21 protein-coding genes are annotated in these 17304 nt (G+C 73.5%); 11 read left to right on the forward strand and 10 right to left on the reverse strand.

What is annotated here, in order from left to right:
- Positions 1–4: 4 nt before the first annotated feature.
- Positions 5–805: a fructosamine kinase family protein gene (locus ASD19_RS05815; RefSeq protein WP_055989665.1), complete on the reverse strand. Its 801-nt coding sequence runs from the start codon at positions 803–805 to the stop codon at positions 5–7.
- A gap of 128 nt (positions 806–933) precedes the next feature.
- On the opposite strand from ASD19_RS05815, the gene ASD19_RS05820 reads away from it, so the two are divergent.
- Genes ASD19_RS05820 through ASD19_RS05830 form a run of 3 tightly spaced genes read left to right on the forward strand, consistent with a single transcriptional unit; the run spans position 934 to position 2115 of the window.
- The gene (locus ASD19_RS05820; RefSeq protein WP_055989668.1) at positions 934–1155 is read left to right on the forward strand and encodes a DUF3107 domain-containing protein; all 222 of its coding nucleotides are present in this window, start codon (positions 934–936) and stop codon (positions 1153–1155) included.
- A gap of 5 nt (positions 1156–1160) precedes the next feature.
- Positions 1161–1451: a hypothetical protein gene (locus ASD19_RS05825; RefSeq protein ID WP_055989671.1), complete on the forward strand. Its 291-nt coding sequence runs from the start codon at positions 1161–1163 to the stop codon at positions 1449–1451.
- Between the two features lies 1 nt (position 1452).
- Positions 1453–2115, forward strand: a complete 663-nt coding sequence (locus ASD19_RS05830; RefSeq protein WP_055989673.1) for a DUF6226 family protein — start codon at positions 1453–1455, stop codon at positions 2113–2115.
- Here ASD19_RS05830 and ASD19_RS05835 read toward each other — a convergent pair.
- Complete coding sequence (locus ASD19_RS05835) at positions 2112–2828, reverse strand: ferritin-like fold-containing protein (protein ID WP_055989676.1); 717 nt, start codon at positions 2826–2828, stop codon at positions 2112–2114. The two genes, ASD19_RS05830 and ASD19_RS05835, sit on opposite strands and share 4 nt — an antisense overlap.
- A gap of 208 nt (positions 2829–3036) precedes the next feature.
- Here ASD19_RS05835 and ASD19_RS05840 point away from each other — a divergent pair, with 208 nt between their 5' ends.
- Positions 3037–4458: a DEAD/DEAH box helicase gene (locus ASD19_RS05840; RefSeq protein WP_055990565.1), complete on the forward strand. Its 1422-nt coding sequence runs from the start codon at positions 3037–3039 to the stop codon at positions 4456–4458.
- A 198-nt stretch (positions 4459–4656) separates the two neighbouring features.
- Here ASD19_RS05840 and ASD19_RS05845 read toward each other — a convergent pair whose 3' ends face one another.
- A complete protein-coding gene (locus tag ASD19_RS05845) occupies positions 4657–5547 on the reverse strand; it encodes a PHP domain-containing protein (RefSeq protein WP_235562982.1) in 891 nt (296 codons plus the stop codon).
- 129 nt (positions 5548–5676) lie between these two features.
- Between ASD19_RS05845 and ASD19_RS05850 the strand changes: the two genes are divergently transcribed.
- Positions 5677–6705, forward strand: a complete 1029-nt coding sequence (locus ASD19_RS05850; RefSeq protein ID WP_055989679.1) for an endonuclease/exonuclease/phosphatase family protein — start codon at positions 5677–5679, stop codon at positions 6703–6705.
- Positions 6706–6708: 3 nt separating this feature from the next.
- On the opposite strand, the gene ASD19_RS05855 is transcribed toward ASD19_RS05850, so the two are convergent.
- Complete coding sequence (locus ASD19_RS05855; RefSeq protein ID WP_230667517.1) at positions 6709–7092, reverse strand: DUF3054 domain-containing protein; 384 nt, start codon at positions 7090–7092, stop codon at positions 6709–6711.
- A 56-nt stretch (positions 7093–7148) separates the two neighbouring features.
- Here ASD19_RS05855 and ASD19_RS05860 point away from each other — a divergent pair, with 56 nt between their 5' ends.
- On the forward strand, positions 7149–8546 hold the full coding sequence (locus ASD19_RS05860) for an aminopeptidase P family protein (RefSeq protein WP_055989682.1): 1398 nt from the start codon (positions 7149–7151) through the stop codon (positions 8544–8546).
- Between the two features lie 106 nt (positions 8547–8652).
- Here ASD19_RS05860 and ASD19_RS05865 read toward each other — a convergent pair whose 3' ends face one another.
- A complete protein-coding gene (locus ASD19_RS05865; protein ID WP_055989685.1) occupies positions 8653–9309 on the reverse strand; it encodes an alpha/beta hydrolase family protein in 657 nt (218 codons plus the stop codon).
- Positions 9306–9977 carry a general stress protein gene (locus tag ASD19_RS05870; RefSeq protein WP_055989688.1) on the reverse strand — a complete coding sequence of 224 codons (672 nt, stop codon included), beginning with the start codon at positions 9975–9977 and terminating at the stop codon, positions 9306–9308. The genes ASD19_RS05865 and ASD19_RS05870 overlap by 4 nt, the downstream gene beginning before the upstream one ends.
- Before the next feature lie 85 nt (positions 9978–10062).
- Here ASD19_RS05870 and ASD19_RS05875 point away from each other — a divergent pair, with 85 nt between their 5' ends.
- The 4 genes from ASD19_RS05875 to ASD19_RS05890 are packed head-to-tail and all read left to right on the forward strand — an operon-like array spanning position 10063 to position 13583.
- Positions 10063–10551 carry an ASCH domain-containing protein gene (locus tag ASD19_RS05875; protein WP_134745741.1) on the forward strand — a complete coding sequence of 163 codons (489 nt, stop codon included), beginning with the start codon at positions 10063–10065 and terminating at the stop codon, positions 10549–10551.
- A gap of 58 nt (positions 10552–10609) precedes the next feature.
- Positions 10610–11902: a magnesium transporter MgtE N-terminal domain-containing protein gene (locus ASD19_RS05880; protein ID WP_055989691.1), complete on the forward strand. Its 1293-nt coding sequence runs from the start codon at positions 10610–10612 to the stop codon at positions 11900–11902.
- The gene (locus ASD19_RS14320; RefSeq protein WP_055989694.1) at positions 11902–12438 is read left to right on the forward strand and encodes a DUF1003 domain-containing protein; all 537 of its coding nucleotides are present in this window, start codon (positions 11902–11904) and stop codon (positions 12436–12438) included. The genes ASD19_RS05880 and ASD19_RS14320 overlap by 1 nt, the downstream gene beginning before the upstream one ends.
- Complete coding sequence (locus ASD19_RS05890) at positions 12435–13583, forward strand: Mrp/NBP35 family ATP-binding protein (protein ID WP_055989697.1); 1149 nt, start codon at positions 12435–12437, stop codon at positions 13581–13583. The genes ASD19_RS14320 and ASD19_RS05890 overlap by 4 nt, the downstream gene beginning before the upstream one ends.
- A 3-nt stretch (positions 13584–13586) precedes the next feature.
- On the opposite strand, the gene ASD19_RS05895 is transcribed toward ASD19_RS05890, so the two are convergent.
- Positions 13587–13958 (reverse strand): hypothetical protein, encoded by a 372-nt coding sequence (locus ASD19_RS05895; RefSeq protein ID WP_055989700.1) that lies wholly within the window; start codon positions 13956–13958, stop codon positions 13587–13589.
- A gap of 77 nt (positions 13959–14035) precedes the next feature.
- Here ASD19_RS05895 and ASD19_RS05900 point away from each other — a divergent pair, with 77 nt between their 5' ends.
- Positions 14036–14665 carry an O-methyltransferase gene (locus tag ASD19_RS05900; RefSeq protein ID WP_055989704.1) on the forward strand — a complete coding sequence of 210 codons (630 nt, stop codon included), beginning with the start codon at positions 14036–14038 and terminating at the stop codon, positions 14663–14665.
- 63 nt (positions 14666–14728) lie between these two features.
- Here ASD19_RS05900 and ASD19_RS14015 read toward each other — a convergent pair whose 3' ends face one another.
- The 3 genes from ASD19_RS14015 to dapE all read right to left on the reverse strand — a co-directional run bounded on the left by ASD19_RS14015 (position 14729) and on the right by dapE (position 17289).
- Positions 14729–14899 carry a DUF3117 domain-containing protein gene (locus ASD19_RS14015; protein ID WP_082543011.1) on the reverse strand — a complete coding sequence of 57 codons (171 nt, stop codon included), beginning with the start codon at positions 14897–14899 and terminating at the stop codon, positions 14729–14731.
- Between the two features lie 120 nt (positions 14900–15019).
- On the reverse strand, positions 15020–16231 hold the full coding sequence (locus tag ASD19_RS05905; protein WP_055989707.1) for a hypothetical protein: 1212 nt from the start codon (positions 16229–16231) through the stop codon (positions 15020–15022).
- Positions 16213–17289 carry a succinyl-diaminopimelate desuccinylase gene (gene dapE / locus ASD19_RS05910; RefSeq protein WP_055989710.1) on the reverse strand — a complete coding sequence of 359 codons (1077 nt, stop codon included), beginning with the start codon at positions 17287–17289 and terminating at the stop codon, positions 16213–16215. Before dapE ends, ASD19_RS05905 begins: the two co-directional genes overlap by 19 nt.
- Positions 17290–17304: the final 15 nt, after the last annotated feature.

Raw genomic sequence — 17304 nt, forward strand, 5'->3', positions numbered from 1 at the left:
CACGCTAGAGGCGGCCCCGGACATCGGCGCGATCGCGCCCGGCGAGTGCGAGCACGGCCGCGGCCGCACGCGCGAGCTCGACGCCGTAGGCACGTCCGTGGCCCGCTGCGTGCACCGCGAGGGGATGCAGCTGATGCAACGGGACGCGCGCCCGCCAGCCGTCCCGCAGCGGATGCGCCGCGTCGTATCCGGCCAGGATCTCGCTCAGGTGCGGCGCTCCGAACAGCGCCAGCATGGCCAGATCGGTCTCCCGGTGGCCTCCGTGCGCGGCCGGGTCGATCATCACGACGCCCTCCGGCGAGAAGAGCACGTTGCCCGCCCACAGGTCGCCGTGGACCCGGGCGGGCGGCTCGCCGTCGTCGAACGCGCCGGCGGCGACGGCGTCGCACGCCCGGCGCACGAGATCCGCCTCGTCGCACGTGACCGTGCCCGCCGCAACCGCGATGTCGAGGAACGGCAGCACCCGGTCGCGGGCGTAGAACGCGCCCCAGCTGGCCTCGTGCGCGTACGCCTGCGGCCGCCGCCCGATGAACCCGGGCCCGTCCCAGCCCTCGGGCGGCGCCCCGAACGCGGCCGCGCCCGCGTCGTGCGTGCGGGCCAGGGCCGCGCCGAACGCGCGCGCCGCCGCGGGCGTCGGCCGCGCCTCGGCGACGCGCTCGAGCACGATCCGCCCCGGCCCGACCCGGATCACGTCCACGACCCGCGCTCCCCCGTCGGCGCCGCCGAGCCAGCGCAGTCCGGCCGCCTCCGACTCGAAGAAGCCCTCGGGGGCGTGCGGGTCCTCCTTCACGACCGTCGCGCGCATGTCACCAGTCTCGGTCGATTTCGCCCTCAGCGTTCAGCGCCCTGCCGCGTCCGTGCCCTGCCATAGAGTTGACGCACGGCCCGTCCGACACGGATCGGCCGGTCAGGCGCGACGAAAGGCAGTCACCCGTGGACATCCGCATCGGCATCACCAACACCGGCCGCGAGCTGAGCTTCGAGTCGTCGGAGAGCGCCGACAGCATCAAGGCCACGGTGGCCGAGGCGATCACGTCCGGCGCCCCGCTGACGCTCACGGACGTCAAGGGCAACTCCTACATCGTGCCGACCGCGAACCTGGCGTTCGTCGAGGTCGGCAGCGAGGAGACCCGCCGCGTCGGCTTCGTGGCCTGACGCCGGTGTACATCCTCCTGGCCCTGATCGCCGCCGTGGCGATCGGCGTCGGCGTGCACTTCGCCCTGCCGCACCGTGAGCGCCGCGGCGTGGCGCTCGCCCCGTCGATCGCGGGCGCGGCGGCCGCCGTCGCCTACGGCGTGTGCACGTGGACCGGGCTGGGCGAGGCGAACATCTGGACCTGGGTGATCTCGCTGGCCGCCGCCGCGGTCGTCGGCGTCGCCGGCACGGCGGCCATCACCCGCTCGCGCGCCGCGCGCGACGAGGCCGCCGCCCGCCGCCTGGGCCTGGCCTGACATGACCGGGGCGGGCGGGTACGCCCGCCCGCCGATCGCGCCCGCCGTGTTCGTCGACGACCTCGGCCGTCCCTACGGGGAGCGCTGGGGCATGGATGGGACGCCCGAGGACAGCTGCTCGGTCGTCAGCCACCCCGAGCGGTTCGCGCCGCTGCACGAGGTCGCCGATGCGCTGGTCGACTGGCTGAGCGCGACGTTCGACGTCCAGGTCGAGGAGGGCGCGGAGCTCGCGTCCGACCTGCTGCATCCGCGGCCCTCCGTCCTGCGCGCCGTTCGGCTGACCCCGGCGCATCCGGATGCCGCCTCGCTCACGTTCGTGTGGACGGACTTCCCGGGGATGATCGTGCACGCGGGCCTGCTGCACGACTTCCCGTATCCGGCCTGCGGCTGCGACGCGTGCGACGAGACCTGGCAGACCTGCGCGGACGAGCTCGAATGGCTGGTCGCGGCGGTCACGGCGGGCGGGTACGCCGAGACGCTCACGGGCGGCGCGCACGCCGAGCTGTGGCACCGCCTCGCGACGACGGATCGCCGCGGGTCCGGCGGAGGGCCCGCGGGGCTCGACGGGCGCGTGCTCGACGCGGCACGCCCCACCCTCGACCGCCTGCCCGGCGGCTGGGCCGCCTGGCCTCGGCGAGCCGGCACCGAGGACGGCGCCCGCTAGGCCGCCAGACCGAGGGCGTCCATGCGCCGTGCGTGCGCGGCCATGAGCGCCGTGAAGACCGGCTCGACCTTCTTCTCGTCGGCCTCACCGAGGCTCTGCGGGCGCAGTGCGGCGCGCGCGACCAGCAGCGTGTCACCCACGAGGCGACGGGCCCACATCGACAGCAGGGAGCGCATCTCGTCGTCGGCCTCGATCGTCGCCCGGATGAGGTCGACGATCAGCTCGCGGTCGCTGTCGACGTTCAGGATGCGCGCCACCCGGCGCCCCGTGTCGCCGTAGCTGGCGGCCAGCGTCCGGTAGAAGTCGTCGAGCATGCCCGCCGTGATGTGGACCGACAGCATGGTCTCGCGCGGCCGCGCCCCGATGGTCGCGCGCCGGAAGCCGTCGAGCTGCTCGCGGAACGGCGCCATGATCTCGGTCGGCTCGTCGCCGCGGTCCCGGATGACGTCGACGATCGCGCGGTGCTTGACCAGCGCGGCGCCGGCCGCGAGCGACAGCGCCTCCTTCTCCTGGAGATCGGGGGTCGCGCGGATCAGCCGCGTCAGCGTCTCGAAGTAGCCGAGCTGGAGGTATGCGGCCTGCCCCAGGAACGTGTCGACATCCGGCGCGAGCTCTTCGAAGTCGACGCGGGTGGCGTCGCCCATCTCGCCCCGCGGACGCAGCCGCAGGATGCGCGCGGGCGGGCGCCGCTCCCAGAACCTCCAGTTGACCACGGAGCCAGCCTACGGCGTCGAGGCTCCCGGACCCGAGCGATCCGCGCCCACGCGAGCGCGTCGCGCGCTCCGGGGCCGCCGCGCACCCCTCGGGTAGGCTGGTGCGGTCCCCGGCGACGGATCGGGGCCGCCGCGCCTGGAGCAGATCGAGGGCGTGGATCGCACTTCACCCAGGCAGCGCTGGCTGCCGGACAGGCTCGAGCACATCGTGACCACTTTCACCGACCTCGGCGTCGATCAGGACATCGTCGACGCCCTCGCCTCCAAGGGGATCGTCGACGCGTTCCCGATCCAGGAGCAGACCATCCCCCTGGCGATGCCCGGCCAGGACGTCATCGGCCAGGCCAAGACCGGCACCGGCAAGACCTTCGGCTTCGGCATCCCCGTGGTGCAGCGCCTCGGGCCGAACCCGGAACCCGGCGTCAAGGCGCTCATCGTCGTGCCGACCCGCGAGCTCGCAGTGCAGGTGTACGAGGACCTCGACCTGCTCACGTCGAACCGCTCCACCAGCGTCGTCGCCATCTACGGCGGCAAGGCCTACGAGGGCCAGATCGACCAGCTGAAGGCCGGCGCGCAGATCGTCGTCGGCACCCCCGGCCGCCTGATCGACCTCGCGGGCCAGCGCCTGCTCGACCTGTCCAACGCGACCGAGGTCGTGCTGGACGAGGCCGACAAGATGCTCGACCTCGGCTTCCTGGCCGACATCGAGAAGATCTTCCAGAAGGTCGCCCAGGTGCGCCACACGCAGCTGTTCAGCGCCACCATGCCGGGTCCGATCGTCGCGCTCGCGCGCCGGTTCATGTCGAACCCGATCCACATCCGCGCCACGGACCCGGACGAGGGCCTCACGCAGGCGAACATCAAGCACATCGTCTACCGGGCGCACTCGCTCGACAAGGACGAGGTCATCGCCCGCATCCTGCAGGCCGAGGGCCGCGGCAAGACCGTGATCTTCACGCGCACGAAGCGCGCCGCGCAGCGCCTGGTCGACGAGCTGACCGACCGCGGGTTCAACGTGGGCGGCGTCCACGGCGACATGGGTCAGGAGCAGCGCGAGCGCTCCATGGCCGCGTTCAAGGCCGGCAAGAAGGACGTGCTCGTCGCGACGGACGTCGCCGCGCGCGGCATCGACGTGGACGACGTCACGCACGTGATCAACCACACCATCCCGGACGACGACAAGACGTACCTGCACCGCGCCGGCCGCACGGGTCGGGCGGGCCGCACGGGCATCGCGGTCACCTTCGTGGACTGGGACGACCTGCACAAGTGGGCGCTCATCAACCGCGCGCTCGAGTTCGGCCAGCCCGAGCCCACCGAGACGTACTCGTCGAGCCCGCACCTGTACACCGACCTGGACATCCCGGCCGGCACCAAGGGACGCCTGACGACGGCCCCCAAGGCCGAGCGTCCGCAGCGCAACGAGCGCCGCAGCGAGGGCGAGGGCCGGGAGCGCACGCGCCGTCGCCGTCGCCCCGAGGACCAGGCCGCCGAGGCGCCCGCCGAGAAGCCCGAGGGCTCCGGCACGCACGACGGCGCCGGCAAGGAGCACCACGACGGCAAGCCCGCCGCGGCGCGCCGCCGCCGTCGCCGTCGCCGCGCCTCGGGCCAGACCGCCCAGGGCGCCTGATCCAGCAACGCCCGGGGGCGGGACCCCGCCCCCGCGTTTCGCGAAGCACCTGTGCCGTCGTGCGAGCGTCAGCGAGCGTGGAGCGAAGCGACCGCGCGCGAAGCGCGCCCTCACGCCTCAATGGAGCGAAGCGACAGTGGTCGAGCGGCGAGCGGCACCCCGAAGGGGTGCCCGAGCCGATCGACGGGCGTGAGAGGACTAGGGATACACCGGGGCGATGCCGGTGGCGCGCTCGATGATGCGGGCCACCATCTCGTCGGTCGTAGTGTTCTCGCCCGGCAGGTTGGGCTTGCCGCGGCCGTGGTAGTCGCTCGAGCCGGTCACGATGAGGTCGCGGTCGGCCGCGATGCGGCGCAGGATGCGCTTGCCCGCCTCGGTGTTCTCCCGGTGGTCGATCTCGAAGCCGGCCAGGCCGGCGTCGATCAGGTCGTGGATCACCGGCTCCGGCAGCATCCGGGCGCGACCCGAGGGCGTCGGATGCGCGATGATGACGACTCCCCCGGCCCGCGTGACGAGCTCGACGACGCGGTGCGGCGCGGGCGCGTAGTGGGGCTCGTAGTAGCCCTCGCGCGGGTGCAGGATGCCGTCGAACGCCTCGCCGCGGTCCCGCACCAGACCGCGTGCGACGAGCGCGTCGGCGATGTGCGGACGCCCCACGGTCGCGTCCTCGGTCGTCTGCGCGAGCACGTCGTCCCACGTCAGGTCGTAGTCGCGCGAGATGTTGCGCACGATCCGCTCGGCCCGGCCGATCCGGTCGCCGCGGATCCGATCTGTCTCGGCCCGCAGCGCAGCGTCGTCCGGATCGAACAGGTACGAGAGCATGTGGACGCTGCGCCACTCGTGCTTGGCCGAGAACTCCATGCCGGGCAGCAGCGTCATGCCGAGCGACACGGCCGCCTCGGCCGCCTCCGCCCATCCAGCGGTCGTGTCGTGGTCGGTGAGCGCGACGGTGCGAAGCCCGTGCCGGTGCGCCGACGCCATCACGTCGGCCGGCGGCTCGGTGCCGTCCGACCGCGCGGAGTGCAGGTGCAGGTCGCTCGGGCCGCTGAATCGCTGCGCCGGGATGCCGGTGCCGCCCAGTTCTCCCACGAGCCGATCGTAGCCGCTCGCAGGCGCCCCGGAGCGCGGCGCGTCCGGCCGCTCGGAGCCCTCCCGACATGACCCCCGGACGGTGCCGCATCCGCCGCTTTCCCAGGTCGCCGACCTAGGGTCGAAGGCGTGCTGCGACTGCTCGGGATCCTCGTGACCGTGGTGTTCGCGATCGCGACCGCGGTGCTCACGTGGCCGTCGTTCTTCCATCTGGAGCGGACCGTCCCGGTCGCCCAGATCGTGTCGATGCGCGGGGTCATGGTGGCCGGCTTCGCCGTCCTGACGCTCCTCTTCCTGCTGTTCGCGCTCGCCCGCCCCCTGCGCGGCTTCGCGATGTCGATGGCCCTGGTCGCGGCGATCGGCGCCATCGCGGGCGGCGTCACGCTCGGGATGCGCGGGTACGGCGACGCGCTGCCGGCCGAGACCGCCAGCAGCGTGCGCGTCATGACGTGGAACACGGCGGGAGAGGCCACCGGCGCGTATCAGATCGCCCAGACCGCCGTGGCGATGAACGCCGACATCATCGCGCTGCCCGAGACCGCGCAGAGCGTGGGCGAGAACGTGGCGATCGAGATGCGCGAGCTCGGCCGCCCGATGTGGGTCCACCACGTGCAGTACCACGAGGAGATCGAGCGGGGCCCGCAGTCGTGGGTCACGACCATCCTGATCTCCCCCGACCTGGGCGACTACGCCGTCATCGAGTCGTCGGACGACGGAACCAGCAACACTCAGGTGCTGCCGAGCGCGGTCGTCATGCCGGTGGACGGCATCGGCCCCACGGTCGTCGCCGTGCACGCGATCGCCCCGCGCCCCTCCTACATGGAGCTGTGGCAGCAGGACCTGCAGTGGATCGCGGACCAGTGCCCGGCGGGCGAGGACGTCATCATCGCGGGCGACTTCAACGCGACGGTCGACCACATGACGTCGCTGGCCGCGGACGGGTACGATCTCGGCTACTGCCGCGACGCGGCCGCCCAGACGGGCAACGGCGGCGTGGGAACGTGGCCCACGGACGTCCCGGCGCTGCTGGCGACGCCGATCGACCACGTCATGCACTCCGACTCGTGGCGCGCGACCGGCTCGATCGTGCTGACGAACCTGGACGGCGCGGGGAGCGACCACCGGCCGCTCGTCGTGCAGCTGGAGCCGGCCGGCTGAGGATCAGGCGCGACGCGACCGGCGCACCGCGCGCGCGACGAGGCGCCAGCCCAGCAGCAGCGCCGCGAGGGCGAACGCGGCGACGATCACGAACGGCGCGGCCGTGCCCTGCCCCGTCGCCATCCGCAGCAGCATGCCGCCGACGAGCGTGGCCGCGTACGCGACGGCGCCCGACCGGAGGGATGCCGTGTGCCCGCCGAGCGCGAACCGGTTGACGAGCCATCCGATCACGAGCCCCACGACGAAGGGCCCCGCGGTCGCGGGGAATCCGGCGCCGATCGGCGCCTCGCCGTGCGTGCCGCGGCCCAGCGCGCAGAACGCGAGGACCAGGACGAGGTCGATCGTGTACACGAGCGCAGGATGCATCGGGCGGGCGGGAGCGGTCACGCTCCCAGGCTAGGCGAGACCGCGCGGACACCGCCCACCGGTGAGAGACTGGGAGCATGTCAGAGACCACCGAGAAGCAGACCGAGAAGCCGGGCGTCACGAACCGCAAGCAGCCGTACCCGCAGGGCTTCCTCGACACGATCTCGGAGGGCTGGGCCGAGCGCCCGGAGCAGCTGCCTCCGTTGCGCGAGCAGGCGCCGTACGCCGCCGCGCGCCGCGCCGCGGTCTCGCGGGCCTTCCCGGGCAGGCGCCTGGTCGTCCCGGCCGGACCGCTCAAGCAGCGCAGCAACGACACGGACTACCCCTTCCGCGTGCACTCGGCGTTCGCGCACCTGACGGGATGGGGCGCGGACTCGGAGCCCGACTCGGTCCTGGTGTTCGAGCCCACCGACGACGGACACGACGTCACCCTGTACTTCCGGGAGCGCGCCGACCGCACGACCGCCGAGTTCTACTCGGACGCCACGATCGGAGAGTTCTGGATCGGCCCGCGCCCCGCGCTCGGCGGCGTCGCCGGCGAGCTCGGCCTGCCGACCGCCCACATCGACGCGTTCGAGTCGAAGGAGGGCGACCTCGTCGTCGACCAGGACGAGGATCTCACGCGCTTCGTGTCCGAGCTGCGCCTGGTCAAGGACGAGTTCGAGATCGCGCAGATGCGCCTCGCCGTGCAGGTGACCGCCGACGGCTTCGACGACATCGTGCGCGAGCTGCCGCGCATCGTCGAGCACCCCCGCGGCGAGCGGGTGGTCGAGGGCGTCTTCCACCAGCGCGCCCGCAGCGACGGCAACTGGGAGGGCTACGACACGATCGCCGCGTCGGGCCCGCACGCCTGCTACCTGCACTGGACGCGCAACGACGGCGCCGTCCTGCCGGGAGACCTCATCCTGATCGACGCCGGCGCCGAGGTCGACAGCCTCTACACCGCGGACATCACCCGCACGCTGCCCGTGAGCGGCACGTTCACGCCCATCCAGCGCAAGATCTACGAGACCGTGCGCGAGGCGGCCGACGCGGCGTTCGCCGCGGCCCGGCCGGGCGTGAAGTTCCGGGCGCTGCACGAGGCCGCCATGGAGGTCCTCGCGCGCCGCACGGCCGAGTGGGGCCTGCTGCCGGTGACGGCCGAGGAGGCGCTGGACGCCGACCGCGGCGGCCACCACCGCCGGTACATGGTGCACGGCACCAGCCACCACCTCGGCCTGGACGTGCACGACTGCGCCCAGGCGCGACGCGAGATGTACTACGACGGCGTCCTCGAGCCCGGCATGGTGTTCACGATCGAGCCGGGCCTGTACTTCCAGATCGACGATCTGACGGTCCCCGAGGAGTACCGTGGCATCGGCGTGCGCATCGAGGACGACGTGCTGCTCAACGAGGACGGCCCCGTGAACCTCTCGGCGGCGATCCCGCGCACGGCGGACGAGATCGAGGCCTGGATCAGCCGGTCTCGCAGCTGACCTGAGACAAGGACGACTCCGCGGCACGAGGACGATTCCACCTTGGATGTCCTTGCGTCGCGGATTCTTCCCGGTCTGGCGCCGCGCGACGCGACCGGTCGTGCCGTCAGCGGACGAACGCGGCGACGATCGGCGCGAGCTCCGCGCCGATCACGTCGGCGGCGCGCTTGCGACCCTTGACCGCGAACGAGTGGTCGCCGCCCTCGATCCAGGACACGGTCGCGTCCTGACAGGTCGCGACCACCGCGTCGAAGTGCTCGCGCGGCTGGATGAACGGGTCGTTCTCGCCCTCCACGAACAGCTGCGGCGCCTCGATCGCGGGCAGGTGCTCGGCCCGCGGCCGGTCGGGGCGCCCGGGCGGATGCAGCGGGTAGCCGAGGTAGATCAGGCCGCGTACCGGGAAGTCGCCCTCCGCGGCCGCCATGGACGCCATCCGGCCGCCGTAGGACTTGCCCGCGGCCCACACGGGCAGGCCGTCGCCGGACGCGTGGTCCACGACCGCGCGCCACGTCGCGATCGCGTCGGCCGGGCGCCCCGGCATGCGGCGCCCCGCCTCGACGTACGGGAAGTTGAACCGGATGACCGTGAGCCCCTCGCCCGCGAGCGCCGCGCCGAGTCCGGCCAGGAACGGATGGCGCATGCCGGCGCCCGCGCCGTGTGCCAGGGCCACGATGCCGCGCGGCGACTCGGCGGCGTCGACGGCCAGGGAGACCGAGGTCTCACCGCCGGGAAGCGCGACGGCGAGCGAGCCCTCCGCGGTCACGCGCCGCCGCGGGTGTCGCCGGGGCCCTCCCCATCGGGGCGCGGCGGGGCGACCGGGTCCGCGCCCGGTTCCGCCGGGGCGGACGGCACGTGCGGCTCCGGATGCGCCGCGGGCGCCGCGGGAGGAGCGGTCGGCTCGACGCGCACGCCGTAGCGCGGGGGCTCGGTCGCGGCGGGCGGGGCCGCCGCCGGCGCGGGCGGCGCGCTGCTCGCGCCCAGCGCCTGGCGGGCCTTCGCCACGCTGCGCGGCAGCACCGTGACCTCGTAGTGGTCGGCCGACACCTGCATGACGCTGGCGAAGTCGCGACGCCGGCGCAGCAGCGCGTACGCGATGAGACGGAACAGCATGCCGAACGCGATGCCGACGAGCAGCAGGCCCGCGAACACGGACATCGGCAGGCCCGGCGTCCAGATCACGACCATCGCCGCGAACAGCAGGCCGAGCAGCACGCCGTTGACCGCACCCGACCAGGCGGCCTGCGCATAGCCGAGCCGGCCTGTGACCTTCTCGACCGAGCGCAACGCCGTGCCGACGATCGCGATGTCGGCGGCGGGCACCTCGGCCGCGATCAGCCGCGACACGGCCTTCTGCGCCGCGTCGTACTCCTTGAAGCTCGCCACGGTCTCGCCGACCTCGAACTGTCGGCCCATCCCGCTCATCATGCTCATGCGCGCCATTCTTCCACGTACCTCATCGCGGCAGGCCGAGGTCGCCGCCCGCCGCGCGCGGGCGCGGCGCCCGTAGGGTGGGAGCGTGCCGATCCCCGACCCGGACCCTGCCGCTCTGGCCGCCTTCTGGGCCGACGCTCGCGCCGCAATCGCGGCATCCGCGCCCGAGGTGCAGCTCCCCGAAGAGCCGCCGTCCGCGTGGGGGTTCGGCGGCACGCCCGAGCACGCCGACGCGCTGCTCGATCTCGTCCTGCGCGGCGTCAAGACCGGCACGGCGAGCGCGGTCTGGGACTTCGAGGCCTCGGGCGAGGAGTTCCCCGCGCCCGGCCAGCTCGACATCATCCTGGACGGAGCCGGACGCCCGCGCGCCGTCATCCAGAACACGGCGCATGCGGTCGTCCCCTTCGACGAGGTGGACGCCGAGCACGCGCACGCGGAGGGCGAGGGCGACCGCTCGCTGGATCACTGGCGAGCGTCGCACGAGCGCTTCTTCACGGAGTTCGCGGAGCACGAGCGCGGCTTCTCCCCATCCATGCCGGTGCTCATCGAGCGCTTCCGCGTCCTGCACCCCTGACGCCCGCCGGCCCGCCGGGCCGGAACGCCGGAGCGGGGCCGCGGGCTACGCTGGGAGCATGAGCACGCAGAGGGTTTTCGCGGCGCGCCTGGCCGGCTGCCCCGTCTTCGACCCCGCGGGCGACCGGCTCGGCAAGGTCCGGGACGTCGTCGTCGTGTACCGAAGTAGCGCGGCCCCGCGCGTGATCGGCCTGGTGTGCGAGATCCCCGGCCGCCGTCAGGTGTTCGTCTCGATCGGGCGCATCACCTCGATCTCGTCCGGCCAGGTCATCACGACCGGCCTGATCAACGTGCGCCGGTTCCAGCCCCGCGCCGACGAGGTGCGCGTGCTCGCCGAGATCGTGGGCCGCCGCGTCCATTTCGTGGACGGCAGCGGATCGGCCGTGATCGAGGACGTCGCGATCGAGCCCAACCGCGTGGGCGAGTGGGCCATCGGCCAGCTGTTCCTGCGCAAGCCCAAGACCAGCGCGTCCCCGTTCGCGAAGGGCCCGACCACGTTCGCGACGTGGAGCGAGGTGCGCGAGCAGCACACGCCGGGCGAGGCGCAGTCCGCCGAGGCCCTGGCCGCCAGCTACGCCGAGCTGCGCCCCGCCGACCTCGCCAACACGCTGCTGGACCTGCCCGAGGAGCGGATGATCGAGGTCGCCGAGGAGCTCTCCGACGAGCGCCTCGCGGACGCGCTCGAGGAGATGCCCGAGGAGGAGCAGGTCCACATCCTCGAGAAGCTGGGCGACGAGCGCGCCGCCGACGTGCTCGACGCCATGGAGCCCGACGACGCGGCCGACCTCCTGGCGGAGCTCGAGCCCGAGCGCAGCGAGGAGCTGCTCCAGCTGATGGAGCCCGAGGAGGCCGAGGACGTGCGCATGCTGCTGCGCTACGGCTCCGACACCGCGGGCGGCCTGATGACGACCGAGCCGATCATCATGTCGGCCGATGCGACGATCGCCGAGGCGCTCGCGACCATCCGCCGGCACGAGCTGCACCCCGCCCTGGCGGCGAGCGTGTTCGTGACGCTGCCGCCGTACGAGACCCCCACGGGACGCTTCCTCGGCGCCGTGCACTTCCAGCGGATGCTCCGCTACCCGCCGCACGAGCGCATCGGCGCCATCCTGGACGACACGCTCGAGCCGGTGCCCGTCACGGCGTCGGCCGCCGAGGTCGCCCGGCGACTCGCGAGCTACGACCTCGTGTCGCTGCCCGTGGTCGATCAGGCGCACCGCCTGGTCGGCGCGATCAGCGTCGACGACATGCTCGACTACCTGCTGCCCGACGACTGGCGCTCGCAGGATGCGGACCATCCGCTCCCGCCCGCGCCCGTGACCGGCACGATCCCGACGGTGGGGCGCACGTGATGGCGCCGCGCGACATCTCGCGGCCCGAGACCGTGCGCGGCCGCACGCCGCGCCTCGCGGCGTCGGCCCCCACGCGCGGTCGCGACCGGTTCGGCCGCGCCACCGAGTGGATCGCCCGCGCGATGGGCACGCCGGCGTTCCTGATCGGCCTGAGCCTCTTCGTCCTGGCATGGATGCTCTGGAACTCGCTCACGCCGCAGGGCTGGCGCTTCGACTCGGCCGATCTGGGCTTCACGGCGCTCACGCTCGCCCTGTCGCTGCAGGCGTCGTACGCGGCGCCGCTCATCCTGCTCGCGCAGAACCGGCAGGACGACCGCGACCGGGTGCAGATCGAGCAGGACCGTCAGCGCGCCGAGCGCAACCTCGCCGACACCGAGTACCTGGCCCGCGAGATCGTCGCGCTGCGCCTGGCCCTCGGCGACATGGACCAGCGCATGGTGTCGCGCGACGAGCTGCGCGACGAGCTGCGGGGCCTGCTCGAGGAGCTGGACGCCCGCGCCGAGCGCGGCGGCCGACCGGCGGGCGAGCAGGCGTGACCGACCTCGCGGCGCGGGTGCGCGACGCGGTCGGCCAGGTCTCGGACCCGGAGCTGCGCCGCCCCCTCGCGGAGCTGGACATGGTGCGCGGCGTGGAGGCCGACGGCGCGGACGTGCGGGTCGGCATCGCCCTCACGATCGTGGGATGCCCCGCCGCCGACCGGATCGAGGCCGACGTGCGCCGCGCGGCCGAGTCGGTCGAGGGCGTCGGCGCCGTCGCGATCGACGTCGGCGTCATGACCCCCGCGGAGCGGCAGGCGCTGACCGCGCGCCTCCGGCCCGCACGCGGCATGCCCTTCGGGCCGGACTCCCTCACGCGCGTGATCGCCGTGACGAGCGGCAAGGGCGGCGTCGGGAAGTCGACCGTGACGGCGAACCTGGCCGTGGCGCTCGCGCAGCGCGGACTGGCGGTCGGCCTCGTCGACGCGGACGTGCACGGGTTCTCGATCCCGCCGCTGCTCGGCCTCGCGAAGGACGGCGTCGTCGCGCAGCCCACGCGCGTCGACCAGCTCATGCTCCCGCCCGTCGCACACGGCGTGAAGGCCATCTCGATCGGGATGTTCCTGCAGACCGGCGACGGGGCCGGCACCGCGGGTACGGGCGCCGTCGCGTGGCGCGGGCCGATGCTGCACCGCACGGTGCAGCAGTTCCTCACCGACGTGTACTTCGGCGACCTCGACGTGCTGCTGCTCGACATGCCGCCGGGCACGGGCGACGTCGCGATCTCGGTCGGCCAGCTGCTCCCCCACGCCGAGGTGCTCGTCGTCACGACGCCCCAGGCGGCGGCATCCGACGTCGCGGTACGCAGCGGGCTCGTCGCGCGGCAGACGGGCCAGCGCGTGATCGGCGTGGTCGAGAACATGGCTGCCATGACGCTGCCCGACGGCACGGTCATGGACCTGTTCGGCGCGGGCGGCGGAGCCGAGGTGGCCGCGGCCCTGTCCGCGGACGGCGAGGACGTGCCCGTTCTGGCGTCCATCCCGCTCAGCCCCGCGCTGCGCGCCTCCGGCGATGCGGGCGATCCGGTCGTCGTCGCCCACCCGGACGACCCGGCCGCGCGCGAGATCGCGCTCCTCGCGGAGCGCGTCGCGGCGCAGCCCCGCCGCCTGGCGGGCCGGCGCCTCCCGGTGAACCCGGCGCGCTGAGGGTCAGGTCGCCTCGGAGTCGAACGGCGGGGGCGTCGTGGCGCTGAAGGTCTGGCGCGTCAGCGGCGTCGTGCGGGGCGGCGCGATCACCGGCGCGGCCGGCTTCGCGGGAGGCTCGTCGTCCTCGAGGAGCGCCTCGCGGATGATCCGGCGCGGGTCGTACTGGCGCGGATCGAGCTTGCGCCAGTCCACGTCGTCGAACTCCGGGCCGATCTCCTCGCGCACCCGGGTGCGGGCTCCGTTCGCGAAGTCCCGCGCGCGCTTGACGGTCTTCGCGAGCATCTCGGCGTAGCGCGGCATGCGCTCGGGTCCGATCAACAGGGCCGCGATCGCCGCGATGATCATCACCTTCTCGAAGGTGAGCCCGAAGAACATGCCTTCAGCCTACCGGCCGCGCCTGCCCGGCCCTCACGCCCGGCGAGCCTAGGCTGGAGGGGATCGAGGAGGTCTGAATGAGCGAGCAGGATGCGATCGCGCGCTTCGCACGCGACACGATCGTGGAGCCGGATCACATCGCCCGGGCCCGCCAGCACGCCCTCGAGCTCGGCGCCGCCCCGGTGAGCGCGGGTGTGGGCGCGCAGTGCGCCGTGATCGCGGCCGCGACCGGCGCGCGCTCCATCATCGAGATCGGGACCGGAGCGGGCGTCTCGGGCCTGTGGCTGCTGCGCGGCGCGCCCAAGGCCGTCCTCACGACGATCGACTACGAGCCCGAGCACCTCGGCGCCGCGCGCCAGGCGTTCACGCACGCGAAGGTGCCGCCCGCGCGCGTGCGCTTCATCACGGGCCGTGCCGCCGACGTCCTGCCGCGCATGAACGAGGCGTCCTACGACATCGTGCTGATCGACGCCGACCCCGAGAACGTCATCGACTACGTCGAGCACGGCCTCCGGCTGGCCCGCCCGGGCGGCACCGTCCTGGTGCCGCGCGTGCTGAACGGCAGGGTCGCCGATCCGGTGCAGCGCGACGCCGTCACGGTGGCGTACCGCACGCTCCTCCAGGAGACGCAGAACTCGCCCGCCGTCATCCCCGCCCTCTCCACGATCGGCGAGGGGCTGCTCCAGCTGACCGTCGTCGCCGACTGAGCTCCGGACGACGACGAAGGGCCGGATCCGATCGGATCCGGCCCTTCGTGAAAGCGTCGCGCCTCAGGCGTTCACGACGTCGCCGAGAACGCCGTAGAGCTCCTTGGCCTCGTCATCGTTGACCGAGACGACCAGACGGCCACCGCCCTCGAGCGGCACACGCACGATGATGAGGCGTCCCTCCTTCACGGCCTCCATCGGTCCGTCACCGGTTCTGGGCTTCATGGCTGCCATCGTGGCTCCCTTTCGTCGTGGTCTCCCCTGTCAGTTTACCGTGGGAGCGCGACCGGGCGATTCGCACGCCGACTCGGGACGACGGTATCCCGGTCTGCCTGGCGGCTCGGCTCGGCTCCGTCAGGGCACCTGCCAGTAGGTGCTCCCCGCGCCGTACATAAGGGCGATCCAGACCCACTGCCCGAGCACGCACAGCGCCAGGGCGGACCACCGCCCGGCCGCCGACCGGGGCGCCGCGCCCCACAGCGGGGACAGCGGCAGAAGCAGGCGGAACGTGCTCGACTGCGGGAAGAAGACGGCGAGCAGGTACAGCAGGTAGCTCGCCGCCCACAGGCGCACCTCGACGCCGAGCGCCCGCACGGGCCTTGCGATGAGCGCCGCGGCCGCGCCGGCGACGAGGAGGCCCAGCGCGACGTAGCCGGCCCAGGCCGGCAGGCCCCAGATCCCGAACCAGACCTCCGCGGCGCGGATCCACCCCTCGAACGGCACGAAGCCGTCGATTCCGGGCACCCATCCGCGGCGCCACGCGAGCTCGGTCTGCAGATAGGCGTCGGCCCGCCCGGTCGCCAGGCCCGCGATGACCTGCCACGAGAAGCCGACGACGACTGCGAGCGCGCCGAGGGCCAGGACGTGCGCGACGTCGCGCGTCACCAGCGGGTCCGAGCGCCGCAGCCGGCAGCGCCAGATCCCGTACAGGCCCAGCAGCAGCGCGAACGCCAGCACGCCCGGCCGCGTGTACCCCATGAGCGGGATGAGCGCGTAGAGCCACCCCCAGCGCCGCTCCACCAGGCAGACGAGCGCCCACATCAGCAGGGCGAGGAACAGCGACTCGGCGTATCCGACCTGGAACAGCGCCGCCAGGGGGGCGCTCGCGAAGAGCGCGACCGCCCACGTGGCTGCCTCGTCGCCGATCCGGCCGCGCAGCAGGCGGTGCAGGCCCAGGCACGCGACCCAGCCCGCGACGAGCGAGACGACGAGCGCCCCCGCGCCCCACGTGCCCAGGCCCACGATGTTCGCGAGGTGCGCGTACACGGGCATGAACGCCCACGCGTTCTCCTCGACGTGCCCGCTGGCGTCGACGGGCAGCTCGGCCGGATAGCCCGAGACGGCCACGAGCCAGTACCACTGTGCGTCCCAGCCCAGGACGTAGTCGGCGAGCGACGGATCCGCGCCGAAGCGCGACGTCGCGGGCGAGGCGGACGCCACGCCGAGCATGAGGGCGGTCGTGACGATCCGCGCGGCGACGTAGATCAGGGCGATGCGGGCCGGCGCGGGCCATCCGGCCCACACCGCCCGCGCACGGTCGAGCGGCGTCAGCGGGCGCTCAGCCACGCGCGCAGCCCCCGCTCGACCTCCTCGATCTGGGAGACCGCGACCCGCTCCTCGTCGTGGTGGGCGAGCAGGGGATCGCCCGGGCCGTAGTTGACGGCCGGCACGCCGAGCTTCGAGAACCGGGCGACGTCCGTCCAGCCGTACTTGGGGCGCGGCTCGCCGCCCACCGCGCGGAGGAACTGCTGCGCGAGCGGCGCGTCGAGCCCCGGGCGCGCGCCGCCCGAGAGGTCGGTGATCTCGACCTCGAACCGGTCGAACACGCTCCGCACGTGCTCGACCGCCTCGTCCTCGCTGCGGCTCGGGGCGAAGCGGAAGTTCACCTCGACCTCGCACAGGTCCGGGATCACGTTGCCCGCGACGCCGCCCGAGATCTTCACCGCGTTCAGGCCCTCGCGGTACTCGAGGCCGTCGACCGCGATCGTCTGCGGGCGGTACGCCGCGAGCGTGTCCAGGATGGGCGCCGCCGCGTGGATCGCGTTCTCGCCGATCCAGGCCCGGGCGCTGTGCGCGCGCCGGCCGTGCGTGCGCACCACGGCGCGGAGCGTGCCGTTGCAGCCGCCCTCGACGAGCCCATTGGTCGGCTCCCCCAGGATGGCGAAGTCGCCCGCGAACAGGTCGGGCCGGTTCGCGGCCAGGCGGGTGAGCCCGCTGCGCTCGGCGGCGACCTCCTCGTGGTCGTACCAGATCCACGTGATGTCGACCACGGGGTCGGTCAGCTCGGCGGCGAGCTTGAGCTGCACCGCGACGCCCGACTTCATGTCGACCGTGCCGCGCCCCCGGATGTACGGCTCGCCGTCGAGCAGGAAGTCGAGCGTGGGCACGTTGTCGTTGATCGGGACCGTGTCGATGTGGCCGGCGATCACCACGCGCTGGCCGCGGCCCCGGTGGGTGCGGGCGACGATCGTGTCCCCGTCGCGGTGGAAGTCGAGGTGCTCGAGCGGCTCGATCGCCTCCTGGATCGCGTCCGCGAGCGCGCGCTCGTCGTCCGACACGCTCGGGATGTCGCAGATGGCGCGCGTGATGTCGGCGGAGGAGGCGGTCAGGTCCAGCGTGGGCATGGCTCTAACTCTAGG

Origin of the sequence: Microbacterium sp. Root53 (assembly GCF_001426925.1) — a bacterium.
GTDB lineage: Bacteria > Actinomycetota > Actinomycetes > Actinomycetales > Microbacteriaceae > Microbacterium.